The organism is Acinetobacter sp. YT-02, from assembly GCF_002412355.1.
Lineage (GTDB): Bacteria > Pseudomonadota > Gammaproteobacteria > Pseudomonadales > Moraxellaceae > Acinetobacter > Acinetobacter towneri.
Genome location: NZ_NOZT01000001.1, coordinates 153142 through 173159 on the forward strand (window position 1 = coordinate 153142; position 20018 = coordinate 173159).

General features: G+C 40.7%; 15 protein-coding genes. 13 read left to right on the forward strand and 2 right to left on the reverse strand.

The genetic code is table 11. The features are described 5' to 3' along the window. Positions 1–680 precede the first annotated feature (680 nt). The 8 genes from CF596_RS00710 to CF596_RS00745 all read left to right on the forward strand — a co-directional run bounded on the left by CF596_RS00710 (position 681) and on the right by CF596_RS00745 (position 12020). Complete coding sequence (locus CF596_RS00710; RefSeq protein WP_096900915.1) at positions 681–1553, forward strand: MetQ/NlpA family ABC transporter substrate-binding protein; 873 nt, start codon at positions 681–683, stop codon at positions 1551–1553. Positions 1554–1627: 74 nt separating this feature from the next. Further along, on the forward strand, positions 1628–2653 hold the full coding sequence (locus CF596_RS00715) for an ATP-binding cassette domain-containing protein (RefSeq protein WP_096900916.1): 1026 nt from the start codon (positions 1628–1630) through the stop codon (positions 2651–2653). After that, positions 2650–3345: a methionine ABC transporter permease gene (locus CF596_RS00720; RefSeq protein ID WP_004973122.1), complete on the forward strand. Its 696-nt coding sequence runs from the start codon at positions 2650–2652 to the stop codon at positions 3343–3345. Before CF596_RS00715 ends, CF596_RS00720 begins: the two co-directional genes overlap by 4 nt. 244 nt (positions 3346–3589) lie before the next feature. Then, complete coding sequence (dnaE, locus tag CF596_RS00725; protein ID WP_004973121.1) at positions 3590–7153, forward strand: DNA polymerase III subunit alpha; 3564 nt, start codon at positions 3590–3592, stop codon at positions 7151–7153. 28 nt (positions 7154–7181) lie between these two features. Beyond that, positions 7182–8030, forward strand: a complete 849-nt coding sequence (locus CF596_RS00730) for an RNA methyltransferase (protein WP_004973119.1) — start codon at positions 7182–7184, stop codon at positions 8028–8030. Beyond that, positions 8023–8820 (forward strand): serine O-acetyltransferase, encoded by a 798-nt coding sequence (gene cysE, locus CF596_RS00735; protein WP_096900917.1) that lies wholly within the window; start codon positions 8023–8025, stop codon positions 8818–8820. The genes CF596_RS00730 and cysE overlap by 8 nt, the downstream gene beginning before the upstream one ends. A gap of 174 nt (positions 8821–8994) precedes the next feature. Then, on the forward strand, positions 8995–9897 hold the full coding sequence (locus CF596_RS00740; protein WP_004973117.1) for a hypothetical protein: 903 nt from the start codon (positions 8995–8997) through the stop codon (positions 9895–9897). Positions 9898–10025: 128 nt separating this feature from the next. Further along, positions 10026–12020, forward strand: a complete 1995-nt coding sequence (locus CF596_RS00745) for an alpha/beta hydrolase (protein WP_096900918.1) — start codon at positions 10026–10028, stop codon at positions 12018–12020. Positions 12021–12094: 74 nt separating this feature from the next. On the opposite strand, the gene CF596_RS00750 is transcribed toward CF596_RS00745, so the two are convergent. Then, positions 12095–13162 carry a maleylacetate reductase gene (locus CF596_RS00750; RefSeq protein ID WP_096900919.1) on the reverse strand — a complete coding sequence of 356 codons (1068 nt, stop codon included), beginning with the start codon at positions 13160–13162 and terminating at the stop codon, positions 12095–12097. Positions 13163–13397: 235 nt separating this feature from the next. Continuing rightward, entirely contained in the window at positions 13398–13577 is a 180-nt protein-coding gene (locus CF596_RS00755) for a hypothetical protein (RefSeq protein ID WP_096900920.1), read from the reverse strand. A 243-nt stretch (positions 13578–13820) separates the two neighbouring features. On the opposite strand from CF596_RS00755, the gene CF596_RS00760 reads away from it, so the two are divergent. From CF596_RS00760 to mutS, 5 genes are all read left to right on the forward strand, one after another. Continuing rightward, on the forward strand, positions 13821–14228 hold the full coding sequence (locus CF596_RS00760; RefSeq protein ID WP_096900921.1) for a rhodanese-like domain-containing protein: 408 nt from the start codon (positions 13821–13823) through the stop codon (positions 14226–14228). 149 nt (positions 14229–14377) lie between these two features. Further along, a complete protein-coding gene (locus tag CF596_RS00765) occupies positions 14378–14812 on the forward strand; it encodes a DUF2946 family protein (RefSeq protein WP_096900944.1) in 435 nt (144 codons plus the stop codon). Positions 14813–14957: 145 nt separating this feature from the next. Continuing rightward, positions 14958–15215, forward strand: a complete 258-nt coding sequence (locus CF596_RS00770) for a helix-turn-helix domain-containing protein (RefSeq protein ID WP_004973099.1) — start codon at positions 14958–14960, stop codon at positions 15213–15215. Positions 15216–15450: 235 nt separating this feature from the next. Next, complete coding sequence (locus CF596_RS00775; RefSeq protein ID WP_026438485.1) at positions 15451–16710, forward strand: outer membrane protein transport protein; 1260 nt, start codon at positions 15451–15453, stop codon at positions 16708–16710. Between the two features lie 550 nt (positions 16711–17260). Continuing rightward, entirely contained in the window at positions 17261–19900 is a 2640-nt protein-coding gene (mutS, locus tag CF596_RS00780) for a DNA mismatch repair protein MutS (protein ID WP_096900922.1), read from the forward strand. The last annotated feature ends 118 nt before the right edge of the window (positions 19901–20018 follow it).

The window sequence follows — 20018 nt, forward strand, 5'->3', positions numbered from 1 at the left end:
TATAAAATACTTTAGATCAATAAACATGCAAAAAATAAAAAGCTTCAAAGAATTTTTAATTTCAATATTCGTTGAGTTTACATTGCAAATACTTTTTATTTTTGCAGGATTAATATATTTGGCTAATGTTTTTATAGGGATAGGTTCATTGTTACTCTGTTTGCCTTATATATGGGCGATATATTATCGTTGGAAAAATCATTCATAACTTCTTTTATGTATTTACAGCCATGTTCTGATTCTTGTAACTAAGCCGATTTCATACCGACAATTTCATATCTCGTTTTTTACTATCGATTGCAGAATAAATTTTAAAGCACCTAAATATTTAAACACTTGTTCAAATCCTTAATCTTTACAGAATATATTTATTTATAAGAACTTATTTTGACTTACTCGCTTTCTGTTGTAAAAACAGTGATATGCATAACATACACAGCACTATATAGAATTATTTTTTATTGTTATGATGGTGCATCTTTTGAAAAAGTGAATTGCCCATCCATCTCAAAATTATTGATTGAGCTGTGGGCTGACTTTTTCAGTACTCAAACAATACCTACAACATATTTGAGAAACATACAAAATCATCATCATGCGATTCCATCCATCGTGCTGATTTGATTCTTCTCAATCATTGGCAACTTTAGGCACGGCTTAAACTTGCTCGGGATATATTCATGAAAAAGCTCCTTGGTCTTGTACTTGGTCTTTCAGTTGGCTTGGCTGGCTGTGGCAAACAAGAAGCGCCTGCGACTGACGCGGCACAAAAAGATTCTTCTGCTCTACACACTGTCACTATGGCATCGACTGGTTCAGATGCAGATATTTGGCGTTTTATTGCCGACTTACCTGAAACCAAAGCAGCAGGTATTCAACTTGAAGTGAAAAACTTCACCGATTACGTGTCAATGAACACGGCGGTAGCAAATAAAGAAATTGATCTTAACGCATTCCAATCTTATGCCTATATGGTGGCATTTAATGCCAACAATAAAGATCAAATTGCACCAGTAGCGACAACTTACTTAGAGCCAATGGGTATTTACTCAAGCAAAGTGAAAAAGTTGGATGAGTTCAAAACAGGTGCAACCATTGCTATTCCAAATGATGGTGCCAATGAATCACGTGCACTGTTATTACTTCAATCGGCTGGTTTGGTTAAACTGAAAGATGGTTTTGACAATGTTCAAGGCACGCCTGCAGACATCGTAGAAAATGCGAAGCAAATTCAAATCAAACCGATTCAAATGGCAACGGCTGTACGTGTAAAAGATGAAGTCGATGCAATTGTTTTGGGCAACACTCTTGCAATGGAAGGTGGTTTGAACGTACTTAAAGATTCAATTTATTACGAGCCAATTGACCAGAGCACAAAAATGAATGTCAACATTCTCGCGACTGCTGCAGATCGTCAAAATGACCCAATCTTGCAAAAAGTAGGTGCGTTGTATCATACCGAAGCGGTGAAGCAATATATTGATCAGCACTTTGGCGGAACAAAAGTTGCGGTAAATAAACCTGTCAGCTATTTCACTGAAGCAGCAAAATAGTAATATAATGCGTTAAACAAAACAGGCAAAGCGAACTTTGCCTGTTTTTTCATTTATGGACATTTCTTGACGATATGATTGAATTTAAAAACATTTCAAAGCACTATCAGCTCAAAGGTCAAACACTGCGTGCGTTGGATCAAATTAACCTACAAATTCCAACAGGCAGTATTTTTGGCATTATTGGCTATAGTGGTGCAGGTAAAAGTACGTTAATCCGCTTGATCAATTTGTTGGAGCGTCCTAATGCTGGGCAAGTCATCATTCATCAAAAAGATTTTACTGCACTCAATGCCCGCGAATTACGTCAAGAACGTGCCCATATTGGAATGATTTTTCAGCACTTCAATTTATTGCAGACCAAAACTGTGGCTGCCAATATTGAAATGCCGATGAAACTGTTAGGCTGGAACAAAGCCGAACGCGAAAAGCGTTTAAATGAATTACTTGAGTTTATTGATTTAAAACATAAAAAAGACGCCTACCCTGATGAACTTTCAGGCGGACAAAAACAACGTGTCGGTATTGCCCGCGCACTCGCCAATCATCCTAAAATTTTACTCTGCGATGAAGCAACTTCAGCACTTGATCCACAAACCACCAAATCTGTGCTGGAATTACTGAAAAAAATTAACCGCGAACAAGGCATTACCATTGTAATGGTCACACATGAAATGGATGTGATTGAATCGGTTTGTGATTATGTGGCGGTGATGGAACAAGGCAAAGTCATTGAAACAGGTTCAACCCTAGAAATATTTAGTCAACCGCAACATCCGACCACCAAAAGCTTTATTCAAACCGTGTTGCAGCAGCAATTGCCTATCAATATTTTGAATAATCTGGAAAATCAAAATCAGCACAGCATTTATTGTCTGAAGTTTTTAGGTAAATCAGCTCAGGAAACCGTAATTCAAGCCGTCATTAAACAGTTTGATATCAGCCTGAATATTTTATTTGCCAATATGACCGAAATTGATGGCGCTGTGATTGGGCAAATGTTTATACAATTGCTCGGTGATGCAAGGGTCATTCAACAAGCACTTGAATTTCTGCAAGCCAATGGTGTTGAAGTTGAACAGTCAGGAGTACAAGCATGAGAGATTTAATTGTACAGTGGCTGACCTCAGTAACTGCGCCTTTCTGGAAAAGCTCTTTATCTATTGACCAGTTTGTTACAGCCTTACAAGAGACCTTTCACATGGTGTTCTTTGCCATGTTGTTTGGTTGTATCTGGGGCTTTATTCAGGGCATTACCCTTGTAGTGACTCGTCCGACAGGTATTTTGCCAAACCGTGTGATTTATCACGGGCTTAACCCGATTGTAAACGCACTACGCTCCCTACCCTTTATTATTTTATTGATTGCGGTGATTCCGCTGACTAAATTGTTAGTGGGTACATCCATCGGAACTTGGGCAGCCATTGTTCCACTGACCATTTATGTCGGCCCGTATATTGGTCGTTTGGTAGAAACTTCACTGCTTGAAGTCAATGAAGGGATTGTCGAATCTGCACAGGCAATGGGTGCTACACCCTTACAGATTATCTTCAAATTTATTTTACCTGAAGCACGTAGCTCACTCATTTTGAACCTAACCACAGCCACCATTAGCTTAATTGGCGCAACTGCTATGGCAGGCGCAGTCGGTGCAGGCGGCATTGGTGACCTTGCTATTTCTTATGGTTATCAACGCTTTGATAGTAGTGTCGTGATGCTAACCGTGGTGGTCTTATTAATTTTAGTGCAATTGGTGCAAAGTTTAGGCGATTGGTTATCTAAACTCAGATAAATCTTTCATCTACACATCAGAAATAGATTCACCATTTAACTCCTTGCTACTCGTATGAGTGTGTAAGGGGTTAAAACCACACTCCTTCTCCATGCATACGTGATTCACGCCATATCAACATCCAAAAAACTGAAATTTTGATATACGGTCAAGATCATCGAAAACCGTAGGAAAAACTTTGCAGCATGTTTTGTCTTGAGCAGAGCATGCTAAACTAACCCGTGATTTTTTAAGGGACTGATTCATGCGCTTTGTTCATTTAGGTATACATACAGAATTTTCGATTACCGAGTCGATTGTACGCGTACCTGACTTGATTAAAGCTGCAGTCAATGAAGAAATGCCTGCTTTGGCATTGACCGATCTCTCTAACCTGCACGCTGCCGTAAAGTTTTATGGCAAATGTTTGGGGCAAGGCATCAAACCGATTTTAGGTTCAGTGCTGCGTTTAAATGATGCCGATCATCGTGTGACGCTATTGTCGATGAACAATCACGGCTGGCGCAATCTGACCGAACTGGTGTCGCGTGGCTATATTGAAGGTCAGCAACTCAATATCCCTTGCGTCAATAAAGCATGGATTTTAGAACAAGCCGATGATCTGATTCTGTTACTCGGCATTCAAAGTGATGTCGGCAAAATGCTGATCACGTCCAATCCACAAAAAGCCGAACCGTTGCTAGAAGAATGGATAGAAAAATTTGGTAATCGGGTCTATTTGGCGCTGACCCGTACAGATCGTCCCGATGAAGATGCTTTTATTGCCGAAGCGGTTAAATTAGCTAAAAAATATAATATTGGCGTGGTGGCACATAATGATGTGCACTTTGTCCGCCGTGAAGATTATGAAGCGCACGAAGCGCGAGTTTGTATTGCCGATGGTTATGTTTTAGGGGATAACCGTCGTCCTAAAACGTATAGTCCTGAGCAATATTTTAAAACTACTGCAGAAATGACGGAATTATTTTCCGACATTCCAAGTGCTATTGAAAACAGCTATCACATTGCCAAACGCTGTAACGTCACGCTGCAATTGGGTAAATATTTCCTTCCAGATTATCCAATTCCAGACGGACACACCATTGATACCTACTTCGCGCACCTATCCAAACAAGGTTTAGAAGAACGTCTAAATGTGCTCTATCCTGTCACACAGCGCGATGAAGACTGGGCAGAAATTCGCAAACCTTATGATGAACGAATTGAATACGAAATTAATATTATTAACTCGATGGGCTTCCCAGGTTACTTCCTCATCGTCATGGACTTTATTCAATGGTCTAAAAATAATGGCGTACCTGTTGGGCCGGGTCGTGGTTCAGGCGCAGGCTCATTGGTCGCTTATAGCTTAAAAATTACCGACTTAGACCCATTGCGTTATGAACTACTCTTTGAACGTTTCTTAAACCCAGAACGTGTATCCATGCCCGACTTTGACGTCGATTTCTGTATTGCAGGACGCGATAAAGTCATTGATTATGTGGCACGCACCTATGGACGTGATGCGGTATCACAAATTGCCACTTTCGGTACTATGGCCGCCAAAGGTGCGATTCGAGATGTCGCACGGGTTTTGGGCAAGTCTTATGGTTTGGCAGACCGTATTTCTAAACTGATTCCAACTAAACCTTTAGGGCTTAGTTTGGAAGAATCAATTGAAGCCGAACCACAGCTGAAAGATGTGGTGACCAATCCATCTAACCCAGACTATGACGATGCTTCAGAAATTTGGGAAATGGCTTTAAAACTTGAAGGCATTACCCGCAACACAGGCAAACACGCAGGTGGTGTGGTCATTGCACCAACCAAAATCACCGACTTTTCTGCGGTTATGTGCGATGCTGATGGAACCGCCCGTGTTGCACAATACGATAAAGACGATGTTGAATCGGCAGGTTTGGTCAAATTTGACTTCTTGGGTTTACGTAACCTGACGGTTATTGAAGATGCAGTACAAAATATCAATAAACGCATCCAAGCCGATACACCGCTAGATATTGCCCATATTCCATTGGACGATAAAGACGCCTATTTAGTCTTTGCCAATGCCAACACCACAGCGGTATTCCAGTTTGAATCCGTGGGCATGAAAAAGATGCTGAAAGAAGCACGCCCAAGCAAATTTGAGGAAATTATTGCCTTCGTGTCCTTGTATCGTCCTGGCCCGATGGATCTCATTCCAGACTTTATTCACCGTATGCACGGTGGCGAGTTTGAGTATCTGCATCCTTTGCTAGAAGGTGTGCTTGAACCAACCTACGGCATTATGGTTTATCAGGAACAGGTAATGCAGGCGGCACAGTATTGTGCAGGCTATACCCTCGGTGGTGCGGACTTACTACGTCGTGCTATGGGTAAGAAAAAACCTGAAGAAATGGTGAAACAGCGCCAAATCTTTATTGAAGGTGCTGCGAAAAAAGACATTGATGCCGCCACAGCCAACCATATTTTCGACTATATGGAAAAGTTCGCAGGCTACGGTTTTAACAAATCCCACGCGGCTGCTTATGCCCTCGTTGCCTATCAGACGGCATGGCTGAAAGCACATTACCCTGCCGAATTCTTGGCAGCGGTCATGTCATCAGAAATGCAAAACACCGACAACGTGGTGTTCCTAATTGATGACTGTCGCCATAATGGTCTGGAAGTTTTACCACCTTCGGTCAATATGTCTTTGTACCATTTCCACGCCAGCGATGAGCGCACTATTGTTTATGGACTTGGCGCAATTAAAGGCGTGGGCGAACAAGCCATGCAATCGGTGATTGATTCTCGCCAAAAAGAAGGCCCATACCGCGATTTATTTGACTTCTGTCATCGTATTGATTTGAAAAAAATCAACAAACGAACCCTTGAAGCCTTAATTCGTGCGGGTGCATTAGACTGCTTAGGCATCGAACGCTCTAGTTTAATGGCTCAATTACCAGAAGCGGTACAAGCGGCGGAACAAGCGCGTTCCAACCGTGAAACAGGCATCATGGATTTGTTTGGCGAAGTTGAAGAAGTGCAACGTAAGCCTGCCAAACCTGTAAAACCATGGTCAGATGAAGTCCGACTTAAAGGTGAAAAAGACACACTTGGACTTTACCTCACTGGTCACCCGATTGATGTCTATCGCAATGAATTAAAAGCCTTTATTCCAAGTAAAATTAATGAACTGACGCCAACCCGTCGTGGCGTGACCACCGTCTTTGCAGGCTTGGTGGTGGATGTCGCCAACTTCCCAAATCGGATGGTGGTCACTTTAGATGATGGTACTGCACGTATTGAAGTATCTGCCAACCATGAGCGCTTCCAACGCTTTAAAGATATTGTACAAACTGAAAAAGTGGTGGTGATTGAAGGTGAAATTTACGAACGCGAAGGTTTTGATCGCCCGATGGGACGCTTAACCAAAGCATTTAGCCTGAACGAAATTCGCCAAAAACGTGCCAATAGCATTCAAATTCACTTGCATGCAGAACATTTAAGCAAGACCTTGAGTCAAGACTTACAAAATATGTTGCTGCCTTATTGTAATGTGGATTTATGCACGCATATTCCTGTTTTATTGCACCTTGACTATGCTTATGCCACTGCAGAATTACATTTGGGCATTCAGTGGAAAATCGCACCCTTAGATGAAGCCTTGGTCAAATTGCGTGACTATTTTGGTAAAGAAAGCCTGCATATCGAATATCAAGTGAAATCCAAAGCCGCGAAAGCTGTCGATGTGGCGAAACCTGCATCGATTGCTCCACCACCTGCTGATATGAGCATGGATGATGCTATGGATTTATACCATACCGAAGTTGATCAATATTCTTAATTAAAAATTTAACCCATCTGGATTTGTTATGAGTCAAACCGACAATGCAGCTGTTGCCGCACACCTCTCCCACGTGCGTATTGTCATGGTGAATACCACCCTGCCTGCCAACATCGGTAGTGCCTTACGCGCCATGAAAACCATGGGGCTATGTAAATTGGTTTTGGTTGATCCAAAAACCTATCCGCATCCAGATATTGATGCTTTGGCGGCAGGTGCAACCGATTTAATTGAACAGATTGAAGTGGTTGAACAGCTCGAAGATGCAATTGCCGACTGCCATTTGGTCTTTGGCACCAGTGCACGTAGTCGTACTATTCCTTGGCCACTCTTAGATGCACGCCCTGCGGCAGAAAAGTCGTTAAATGCTGTGGCACAGCATGGGCAAAATGTTGCCATTATTTTTGGACGTGAAGATCGTGGTTTAACCAATGAAGAGCTGGCTTTGGCGAATTATCACGTGACGATTCCTGTCAATGAAGAATATGGTGTGCTCAATGTTGCTCAAGCCATTCAAGTGATTTGCTATGAAATGCGTATGGCTGCCATCGATATTGTCGGAAAAATTGCCGATCCTGCAGCGACGATGCAAGTGACAGATTCTGAAGCGATGCAATGGGATGAACCTTTGGTCAACCATGAACAAATGCAACAGTTCTATCCACATTTAGAAAAAATGCTGGCAGAAATTGAATTTATGGATCCAAAAAATCCACGATTATTGCCTTTGCGCTTGCGTCGGCTTTTCGGACGTATACAATTAGATCGTATGGAATACCATTTACTTCGCGGTATTTTTAGCCGCGTACAAGCAATGAATAACGGTTCATGGAAAAAATCTACATCAACACAGGACGAGGATCAAACTAATGCTTAAACAGCTCAAAGAAGACATTCAAGCTGTCTTCGCGCGCGATCCTGCTGCTCGAAATACACTTGAAGTCTTAACCACTTATCCAGGAATTCACGCTTTAATTATGCATCGTGTGGCGCATGAATTATGGAACAAAGACTGCAAGGGGGCGGCACGTCTACTCTCGTCATTTAGCCGTTTTGCTACAGGAATTGAAATTCATCCCGGTGCAAAAATTGGTCGTCGCTTTTTTATTGACCATGGCATGGGCGTGGTGATTGGTGAAACTGCTGAAATTGGTGATGATGTCACCTTATATCATGGCGTGACTTTAGGCGGCACAACGTGGAATAAAGGCAAACGTCATCCAACTTTGGAAGATGGCGTAGTAGTCGGTGCAGGCGCGAAAATTCTAGGCCCATTCACCGTACATAAAAATGCCAAAGTTGGCTCTAATGCGGTTGTGACCAAAGAAGTACCTGAAGGCGCAACTGCTGTGGGTAACCCTGCGCGCTTTATTATGAAAAATAAACCTGCCGATGATCAGGAAGCACGTCGTCGTGATTATGCTGCCAGTATTGGTTTCCAACCTTATGCAGCAACGCAGGACCAATCTGACCCAGTATTGGACGGCATGCGAGTATTACTAGATCGCTTGGAACAAAATGAAAAACGTATGAATTTATTATGTCAGCGTCTCTCTTTACTTGACCCAAGCTTTAAAAACCCACAGCAAAATGAACAACCTTATAGTGCAGAAGAATTAAAAATAATTGAAGATGTTAGACGTGAGTGTGAAGCACAAAGTAAATAGGGCTGTTTATTTGATCAATCCTACATACTTAAAAAAACTTCGTATCACTGTGTAACTAAGCCCCCTCAATTGTATTGCATGTTCGGAACAGATTTCTTAGACTGACCGACATGCAATATTTTAATCCGACACAATCACCTCTCACTTTTAAAATAAATTGAACGGAAGAACACCATGACTCTTAAGCCTTTGGCACTCAGTATTCTAGCCGCAACGCTCGTTAGCGCCTGTGTTGCACCACCAAAACAAGAAGTAAAACCACCTATCGTATTTACCGAACCTGAATTAAGTGCACCATTCTATGCCTTAAATCCATTTAATTATGATGCCCCACCACCATTTGAAATTAACCTACAAAAAGCAGCAGCACAGCCTGTGACTAAAATGGTGGTTACTAACCCAAATGATCCAAGCAAAAGCATTACCTTAGATCAAAACAAATTGATTGTACCTACGGTCAATAACAATGCCCGTAGCTTGAAGTTTGCAGTTTTGGCAGGTGAAAACGAAATTGACATCACCGAAATTGATGACTTCTTACAATTGGTCGAAGGCAAAGCACGTCACTATCCACCACGTTTTAGCGAACGTCAGGAACGTCGTGGTTTCGAGGCAAAGCTCAAAGAAGTGACTCAACAATTAGACACTTTGGCAGCCAATGAAAATGCCTCTTTTGATATTTTGATGCGTGCATTTAAAGCCAGTGTTATGGCACGTAACCTAGACTTAGGCTCTGTTTACACCACACGCTCACTTAACTATGCGCAGCGTATCTTAAAAATTAATCAGGAAGATGCCGAAGCGAATTTCTGGTTTGGTTTCGGTCTGTCTGAAGGTGGCGGTCATCGTGAAGCCATTCCTTATTTAGACAAAGCCATGAAAGCAGGTGTGCAGGAAGCTTATTTGTCTGCGGCAAACAATTATATTGCCATGGAACAAAAGAAAAATGCAGTACAAACTTTGAAAAACTATAAAATCAAATACCCGCAAGAAGCCGAAGTGGCTGACCGTTTGATTGCTGAAATTGAAAAGCAAGGTCGCTGGAATGTGTGGCAAGTGATCGCACCACGCACTTAATAAAAAATCGATACAAAAATACCTAAAAATAGACCGTTTCGACGGTCTATTTTGCTTTCTACGCAATTGAAAAAGCTTTAAAAAAACGTATGATGGAAAAAAATCTTAAAAATTAAGCCAGACTTTCCATGAATAAAATTGTGATTGCTGCATTGCTCAGTACAACACTGCTGTCTGGTTGTCAGGTGGTCAGTGTTAAAAATCAGGCGTTAAAAGTTAGTATTGCCAATGAACGTGATAGTATTTTATCGCGCAAAAAACTGAGTGAAGCCAGTTTAAATGTCTTGTCGATGACAGGACGTGAAGCCAATATTTGTGCCGAAAAACCTGAAGAATGTGTGAGTGCACTCAAGCAAATCCCACAAATTCAGGATGAACAACTGCTCTCAACCGCCAGTGAATTATATTTAGCGAAAGCGATTGAACTGGCAAATTCATCGTCCTGTAAAATCAGTATTCTGAACAGTAAAAGATCGGAAGAACAACAAAAAATTCATCAGGCCAATTATGAACAATGTTTAGATCAGCAATTGCACATGCTCGATCAAAGTATTCGTTATAGTTACGCCTACATGTTTAAAACCAAACGTGCGCCGCAAGACCGTCTTTTTGATAACAGACAAGTCCAAATTCGGGATTTTTATAATCAGGCGATTGCCAAATTGGTCAGCAGCTATGCGCTGCGCTATAAACACGATGAATTGCAACAACAAATTCGTGTTGGCAACAGCATTTATGACATTGATTTTGAGTACTACCCGCAGCTGAAACAACAAAAAATTCAGCAGTTGATGTCAACCTATAACCTGAACTTTTCGGGTTTGCGCTCGGTCACGCGCCGTGATGGTTTTGGGTCTGAATTTCTGGTGGTATTGCCTGAAAATCCAAACGATGATCTGAGCAAAAGCAAATATATTATTGATCCGCTAAAATATGATTATCCTGCAGGAAAAAATCCAAATATTCACCAAGCTCGCTATTTAGCCGCGACAATCACTGCAGAACCACATAGCGCCAATTCCATTGAAGATATTTTGAATCGGCCGCATTTTAAGCTCAAGGCTTATGATCCATATAAATATGAATCTGCCCAAATTGCACAAAAGAACTACCCGCTTGCAGCTAACTTTTCTGCACCTTATGGCTTGTGGTTAGCGCAAAATAATTTAGGTAAATCGGCTTATTTATCCTTAATTGATCGTGAAGAACGACTCAGTATGCCGCATTTGTACTTACTTGAGCCTTATAATCCGAATAAAAAAGTCATTGTACTCATTCATGGTTTGGCCAGTAGCCCCGAAGCGTGGATTCGCTTAACCAACGATATTATGGGCGATCCTGTATTGCGAGAAAACTTTCAAGTCTGGCAAGTGTTTTACTCGACCAATATGCCAATTTTAGAAAGCCGTTTCCAAATTTATGCCTTGCTTCAACAAGGCTTTAAACAGGTCAGTCCTTCTGCTGCAGCCAAAAAAGATGCTGTAGTAATTGGACACAGCATGGGTGGTATTTTGGCACGTTTGTTGGTCAGCGATACTGATTTAACTCAACCTGCCATGCAAATGCTTAAAAACCGACGTCTGGAACGCTTTAAATCTGATCCTTTGTTGCAAGCACGTTTGCGCCTTAAACCCATCACCAATTTTAACCGTGCAATATTCTTGGCTGCACCGCATAAAGGTACAGAGTTTGCAGACCGCTGGTTCACCCTTGCAGCACGTAAAGTCATTCGCTTACCGACTGCATTTTTAAGCGCGTTTGCGGATACCTTGCAGCAACATGAAGTCGATTTAAAAAATCTAACCAAAGAAATTGGGCATGGCGTCATTCAAAATGGACCGAGTGATTTAAGTAAAAATTCCAAATTTACGGAATTAACTGAAGATATTTTGCCTGTCAAAGGATTTAAATATCACAGTATTATTGGCAATAATACCGACAGCACTGAGCATCTGTTAATGAATGACGATGTGGTGCATTACAACAGTGCCCACTTAGATGGCGCTGTTTCAGAAAAAATTATTAAAGGCGGACATTCCATTCAGGAAACGCCAGAAGCTGTATTGGAACTGCGACGTATTCTTAGATTACATTTGCAAGATTTAGGCTTGTATAAACCGTAATCCGTCACGGTAAATAAAAAACCGAAGTCTAAGTGGCTTCGGTTTTTTATCTATCATGCTATTTCTCAGCAGTATTAGATTGGTGCTTGTCCCCAATAAGCTTTGGTCAATAAGGCCTCTAATTCGGCATAGTCATATTCGCGTGGATTATAATATGGACTATCGCAGATAATACGTGCCACTTGGGCAGGTGCTGTTTCGGGTAATCCTAAATCTTTAAGTGCCATTGGAATATTCAATCTTTGGTTAAGCTGATAAATCGCCAAGCCCAACTGTTCCCGATCTGACACATTTAAAGCCGCTGCCAGTTGATTCATTGCAGCAATATCTGCATGTCGGTTGTAATACACTGAATACGCCAACACAATGGCGTGGGTTTGCGCATGTGGCAACTGATAACGTCCACCTAAGCTATGGCAAATTTTATGATGAATTGCCATCCCCACCGAACCCAAACACACACCAGCCAACCATGCACCATATAAAGCGTGTTCACGTGCCTGCATATTATGAGGCGCTTGCACAATTTCAGGTAAAGCCTGTGCCAGTTGAGTAATCGCCTCTAGCGCCATTAAACTTACAATGGGATTTTTATCCTGTGCATATAATGCCTCAACTGCATGTGCCATCGCATTCATGCCCGAACATGCCGAAATTTCAGTGGGTAAGTTGAGTGTCAATTCAGGATCATAAATCACAACTTTAGGCAAAACTTGAGCTGCTTTGCCTGTGGTTTTCAGCTGGTTTTCGGTGATGCCATACACCGCTGTCATTTCACTACCTGCATAAGTGGTCGAAATTGCAATAATCGGCAAATGAGTTTCTAAGACAATCGCTTTGGCTAAACCAATCGCAGAGCCACCGCCTAATGCCAAACAGCAATCTACTCCTAAACGCTGCACATCTTGAATGGCCTGATCTGCAACCTCTTTTGGCACATGCATCACCGCATGAGGATAGACCGCTACAGCCATGTCTTGGATTTGTGTCAATAAACGCTCGCCTGCGGCTTGTTGCCCTGCAGTAGTAATAATTAAAATACGCTGATAGGCATAAGGACGTAAAATCTCTTGGATTTTTTGCAGATGACCTACGCCAAAGTGAACATCGATTGGCAATGCCTGATAATGGAATGCTTGCATGTTATTGAGCTTAAATATTGTCGTTACATTTTAATAGCATATAACTATGACTAGGCTACTGAACAGCCCAATTCTGCAACGCTGCTTTGCAAATATTCACATAAAGACTCGAGATAAACTATTTTGCTATAAATACAAAAACCCATGATCTCATGGGTTTTTGTATTATTAAAATCAAATGCGATGAATAAATCAGCTATCAATTTTAATGTAAAGAAAACTTGTACTTTTGTGCTTAGTCAATTTCTTTTAGGCACACTGCAGATAAAATTGGCACACCGAAACATGGAAGCAACAATAAAATCCAGTATTCCACGACGGTAGCTTCACCACTGATCATATTGATGAATAATCCACCAATGATTAATACCGCTGCAATTAAACCCAGAAAAATTCCAAAAAATCTTGCAGGCATTTTACGTCCCCTGAACAATCGAACAAAAGTGTTAAATCTAGTATATACCTTATAGTTGAATAAGATATGACTTTTTGATCAATTGATGGCTTAAATTTTATCAGGATTTAAACACCTGATTTAAAATGTTTTTTATAGAAAATCACAACGATATTCGATCAGACACATTTGCTAACAATAATAAAATCTTATTAAATATATAAAATTATATTATATAGACTCAAAATAAATGAGTGTGGATGAATGAAAACACCAGATCAACTAATCACTGAAGCCAAAAGTGAAATTACAGAAATTAGCGTGCAAGAATTGCATGAAAAATATTTGCAACATCCCGATATTATTTTGATTGATGTACGAGAACCTGAAGAACATCAGGCTTGTGCAATAGACCGTGCAGTGAATTTTCCACGCGGCATGTTAGAAATGAAAATTGCACAACACCCTGTAGTAAACCACTATTGCGATGTTGAACGTGCCCTTACCAATCTGGCTGAACGAGATATTTACTTACTTTGTGGTACTGGTGCGCGTTCTGCACTTGCCACTCAAGCCTTACAAAGAATGGGTTTCGAGAAAGTCTATTCAATGCAAGGTGGTATGCAAGCTTGGCTGGAAGCAGGTTTTCCGACAGTTTCTTTTACAAGATGATACTAGGGTCTGTTGAATGCTTAAATAACGCTCAATATTAAGGTTAAATATTAATTAAAACTTCGTGTAATACTTCAATATTTATCATTGGCATTTTTGTTATAGTATTACATGAATAAATTGAATAAAAGATTGATACAGTGTTTATGATGTTGGGCAGATTGCTAGGATTATTTGCAATCTTGTTACAAGTCGCTGTGTTCCTACAGCCTTTATTGCCAGAGAAACAACATTTTTCCTCTGTCTGTGAAACTATTGCCCAAGCATTATTTTTAGAACGCACCGCACCCCATTCTTCGTATTCATCTACACACCATGAAACTGCGACTCATGTTGCATTGGAACTTGAAAGTTCACACGAACATGCATCATCTGAAGATGCGGCGCATACAGATCATGAATGTGAATACTGTCTAGTTTATAGTTTTGCACTACCATTATTTGAAAACAAACTCAGACCAATTTTAGTCCGAACGCAAATTCGGATTTTGTCTTTTAAAACATCGTTTACACCAACACTATTTCAAACTGAGCCGCTTTTTATTCTACCACAAGGTCGTGCTCCGCCTCGTTTTGACTCTTGAATTTTCTTATCATTTCTTACAGTGTTGCCATCTTTGCTTCACTCTAAAGTGTAAATTTTGCAGTATCAAATTTATGCAGCTGTAGGACAATACTTATTTTAATAACTCATTGACTTGTTTATTCGACCCTAAGGAGGAGATAACTATGCATCTGCTTCAACACAGTCATAATCATGTGAATCATACTGTAGAGCAAACGGCTTGTTTGGATTTAGCACAACAGATCATTAAAGTTCGGCAAAAAATGAATATTTCACAAACTGAACTTGCGGCAAAATTGTGTATCTCTGCCCGAACTTTAGAAAGTTGGGAACGTGGTGTCCGTCAACCGTCGAGTTCTGCTCAAGCATTGATTCGATTATTTATTAAATCGCCACAATTTGTGTTAGAAAACTTGGCATAAAGCACTTTATAATTATGAATTAAAGCAATGTAAATCAATAAAGAAGCTCCCAAGGGAGCTTCTTTGGTCAAAAGAGTTGAAGCATCATTTTGATATACATATAGAATGAATACCCTTGCTGTTTCATAGCTATATATTCAAAAATAGAATAAAGATATGAATTTATATTCAAATACAAGAATACAACTTTTCAATATACTGCCGCATATATTGTTTTTACTCGATCTATATTCTCATGAAATATCTATCTTCTTTTATCTCAATTGCTGTTATCGCACCTTTGTTTTCAACATCTGCTTTTGCAACAACAGGATATTTCATGCATGCATATAGTGTGAAATCTCAAGGAAACGCAGGCACAGCTATTGCCAATTTTCAGGACAGTCTGACTATTGCAAGCAACCCAGCGGGTTTGAGCTGGTTAGATAAGCGTGTTGATGCAGGTTTAACTATTTTCTCTCCAGATCGTGAGTCTGAAATTACAGGAAATGGTTATGGAGCAAATGGTCAGTATGATGGCAATAGCCGTAAATACTTTGTAATTCCAGATGTAGGTTATGTTCACCCAGTGAATGAACAAGTCACTGCGGGTATTGCGGTTTATGGCAATGGTGGCATGAATACCAATTATAAAAATAATCCTTATGCAGTTTATGATAATACAGGAAGCGCAGGTATTTCATTAACCCAAGCCTTTATTTCACCTGCTTTATCTTGGAAATATGCAGAAAATCAATCTATAGCCTTGGCTGCAAATATTTTATATCAACGTTTTAGTGCACAAGGTTTTGCTGGTGATGTCTTTGGTGGTGCTTCGTCAAACGGTGCGGCAATTAGCGATCGTGGCAATGACGATTCATACGGCGTAGGTGCACGTATTGGCTGGTCGGCAAAACCAAATGATAAACTGACCCTTGGTGCAAGCTATTCATCTAAAATTAATGCCAGCCGCTTTAAGAAATATGAAGGTTTATTTGCCAAGCAAGGTGATTTTGACGTACCTGAAAGCTATGGTGTAGGTTTAAATTATCAACTTACCCCTGCTTTATCAGTCGCGACAGATTACTTACGCATTAATTATTCAGATGTAGATTCTGTTGGCAATAAACTGGATCAATTATTCGCAAACAATAAATTTGGCACAACACAAGGTCCTGGTTTTGGATGGGATGACATCAATGTCTACAAAATTTCAGCGACTTATCAAGCCTCAGAAAAACTGACTTTACGTGCGGGTTATAGCTATAACGATCAGCCTGTTAAAAATGATCAAACCTTCCTAAATATTTTGGCACCAGGTGTGGTACAAGAGCATTTAAGTGTTGGTGCAACTTGGCAACTCGATGATCAACAAAATGTAAGTGTGGCTTATACACACGCACTCAAAGAAACAGTGCAAGGTAACAACTCTATCCCCGCTGATTTTGGTGGTGGCGAAGCCAATTTAAGCATGAGCCAAAATATTTTGGGCGTGTCATATAGTTTGAATTTTTAAATTCTACATAGCTTGAGTTTGAATAATAGCTTGCCATGATCTGAAAAGATGATGGCTTTTTTTACTTTGATTGTGATGAAGTTTTTCCAAAGTACGGCTTTTAGCTAGAAATAAGACCATGCAAAGCATAATGTTACAACATGCACTACTTTCTAAATGAATCCATAGAAAACAATCAAATTTCGATGCTTTTTATAACGATGAATTACACGAAAAACTCAGTAAAATTCAGCCAAATGACACAATAATTTTCACTTTTAACTTCGCAAATCATACATTTTCAACAGCTAAGCTCTTTGAGCTATGCGATATCATTTTTGAAACTGTGGGTTTAGATTTTATGGGCGATATTTTTTATGGCTGTGTGCTCACTAACACACCCGATCAATTGAATATTATCCATTTAAAAGCTTAAACCGCTCGATGTTCGACTCGTTAGAGAGCGAGCAACAATGACATGCAGGTTCACTAATTTGACTAAGATGGCGTAAAATAAGCTAGTCACATACTTACACTTAAATTACGCTTCAAATTAAAGGACTTCAACTGCATGAACATGACAGAAATCATGGCTGATCTATCTTCACACACTCCAATGATGCAGCAATACTTACGGGTGAAGATGGAACATCCACATTCTTTAATGTTCTATCGCATGGGCGATTTCTACGAATTATTTTTTGATGATGCACACAAAGCTGCCAAACTTTTAGGCATTACCCTCACCCACCGTGGTAAAACTAGTGGCAAACCTATTCCAATGGCGGGCGTGCCATATCATGCTGCTGAAGGTTATCTCGCTCGCTTGGTCAAAAAAGGCGAAACCGTGGTAATTTGTGAGCAAATTGGCGAGGTGACAGGCAAAGGTCCTGTAGAGCGTGGAGTAGTACGGATTATCACCCCAGGCACGCTCACCGATGATGCCTTGCTCAACAGTCATCAATCTTCCAACTTGGTCTCTTTATGCTTACAGCAAAACCAAATTGGTATCGCATTGCTGGATTTAAGTGCAGGGATTTTTAAAGTTCAGCAAATGGATTATTTGCCTGAACAACTCGCGATTGAACTTTCTCGTTTAATGCCAAGCGAAATTGTGGTCGATGAAGATATTGTCGATCCGAATATTATTGAACAGGTTAAAAAGCAGCTTGACTGCCCTGTGACCAAACGCCCAAATGTCGATTTCAACCTGAACAATGCACAAAAAACGCTTTGTGATCAATTTGCTGTATCGTCACTTTCAGGTTTTGGTATTGATCATTTGCCCTTAGCCAAAGCAGCAGCGGCAGCGTTAATACACTACGCCAAAGAAACCCAAAAAACGGCTTTACCACATATTCGCAGTATTCAATTAGAACAAAGCAGCGATTTTATTGCGCTTGATCCTGTGACCCGACGTAATTTGGAATTGGTTGAACCATTATTTGAACACGGCACTTCTTTATTCCAACTGATTAACGATTGCCAAACTGCCATGGGTAGCCGTTTACTGAGTCGTACCTTGATGCAACCTTTGCGTGACACGGCATTGTTAGATGCAAGACTGGATGCAATTCAAGCCTTAATACAAGGTTACCATGAGTCGCCTGTGCGTTTGGTACTGAAAGAAATTAGTGATATTGAACGTGTGCTGAGTCGTGTCGCACTCGGTAGCGCACGCCCACGTGATTTGGTACAACTACGTCAGGCCTGTGCGCAAATTCCCTATTTGCGTCATGCCTTACAGCCCATTGTTTCTGCACAACAATCCGCACTCATTCAAAACCTGAATGAAGAACTGGGCGATTTTCATGGACTGCATCAACGGCTGATGCAGGCAATTGTAGAAAACCCACCTGTACTATTGCGTGATGGCAATGTCATTGCAGAGGGTTTTGACAGTGAACTCGATGAACTACGCAAAATCCGTGATCATGCGGGGCAATTCCTGATTGATTTAGAAGTCAAAGAGCGCCAAGAAAGCGGTATCCCAACGTTAAAAATTGGCTACAACCGTGTCAGTGGTTACTACATTGAACTCACTCGCGCCCAAGCCGAGCAAGCACCTGAACACTATATCCGTCGTCAAACTTTAAAAAATGCAGAACGCTACATCACCCCAGAGCTAAAAAGTTTTGAAGATAAAGTCCTGTCTAGCGAGTCCCGTGCTTTAGCCCGTGAAAAGATGCTATTTGAAATGCTATTGGATGAATTACGCCAAGACATTGCTCAATTACAAATGATGAGCAGCGCGATTGCACAAATTGATCTATTGGCAAACTTTGCCCATCAAGCACGTTTACGCAATTGGGCACGCCCTGAATATAGCCCTGAAATTGGAATTAAAATTACTGCAGGACGTCATCCTGTTGTTGAGGCCTTGAGTAAAACCGCCTTTACACCGAATGATACTTTACTCGACTACAATCATCGTTTGGCAATTATTACTGGCCCGAATATGGGCGGTAAATCAACGTATATGCGTCAAACCGCACTCATTGCCCTACTTGGCTATTGTGGTAGTTATGTGCCTGCCCAAACAGCCGTATTAGGTCCTATTGATCGCGTGTTTACCCGTATTGGTTCTGCCGATGATTTATCGACAGGTAAATCGACCTTTATGGTCGAAATGACTGAGACTTCACAAATTTTACACCATGCAACCTCACAGTCTTTGGTGCTGATGGATGAAGTTGGTCGCGGAACCAGTACCTACGATGGCTTATCTTTGGCATGGGCATGTGTGTTGGATTTAAGCAAACGCATCAAATGTTTATGCCTATTTGCAACGCATTATTTTGAATTGACCGAATTAAGCAAAGAATCTGGGGTGGATAACTACCACGTAACCGCCAAAGAAATGAATGGCAACCTGATTCTCTTGCACAAAGTTCAACAAGGTCCTGCAAGCCAAAGTCACGGTTTGCAAGTGGCAAAATTGGCAGGCATTCCAGCCAATGTGATTAAAGAAGCGCAAAACCGTTTAAGAATTTTAGAAAAACAGCAGCACAAAAATGTCAATTTAGCCGTTCAAGATGACCTATTTGCACCAGCAACAAGCTCAGCTGAACCAGAAGTGATTGAACGTGTAATAGAGGTAGAAAAACCATCACCTGCTTTAGATTTATTACGTAGTATAGATGTCGATAATTTAACGCCACGACAAGCGCTGGAACAATTGTATGCTTTAAAGGAACAATTGAACGCTTAGCCGCTGTTATTTCTAAAATATTTGAGCTAAACAAAGACTCTCAATTGAGAGTCTTTGTCATTTATAAGTTTTTTTGATGATTTTATCCCCCTTTTATCAAATTTAGCAGCACTGTCTA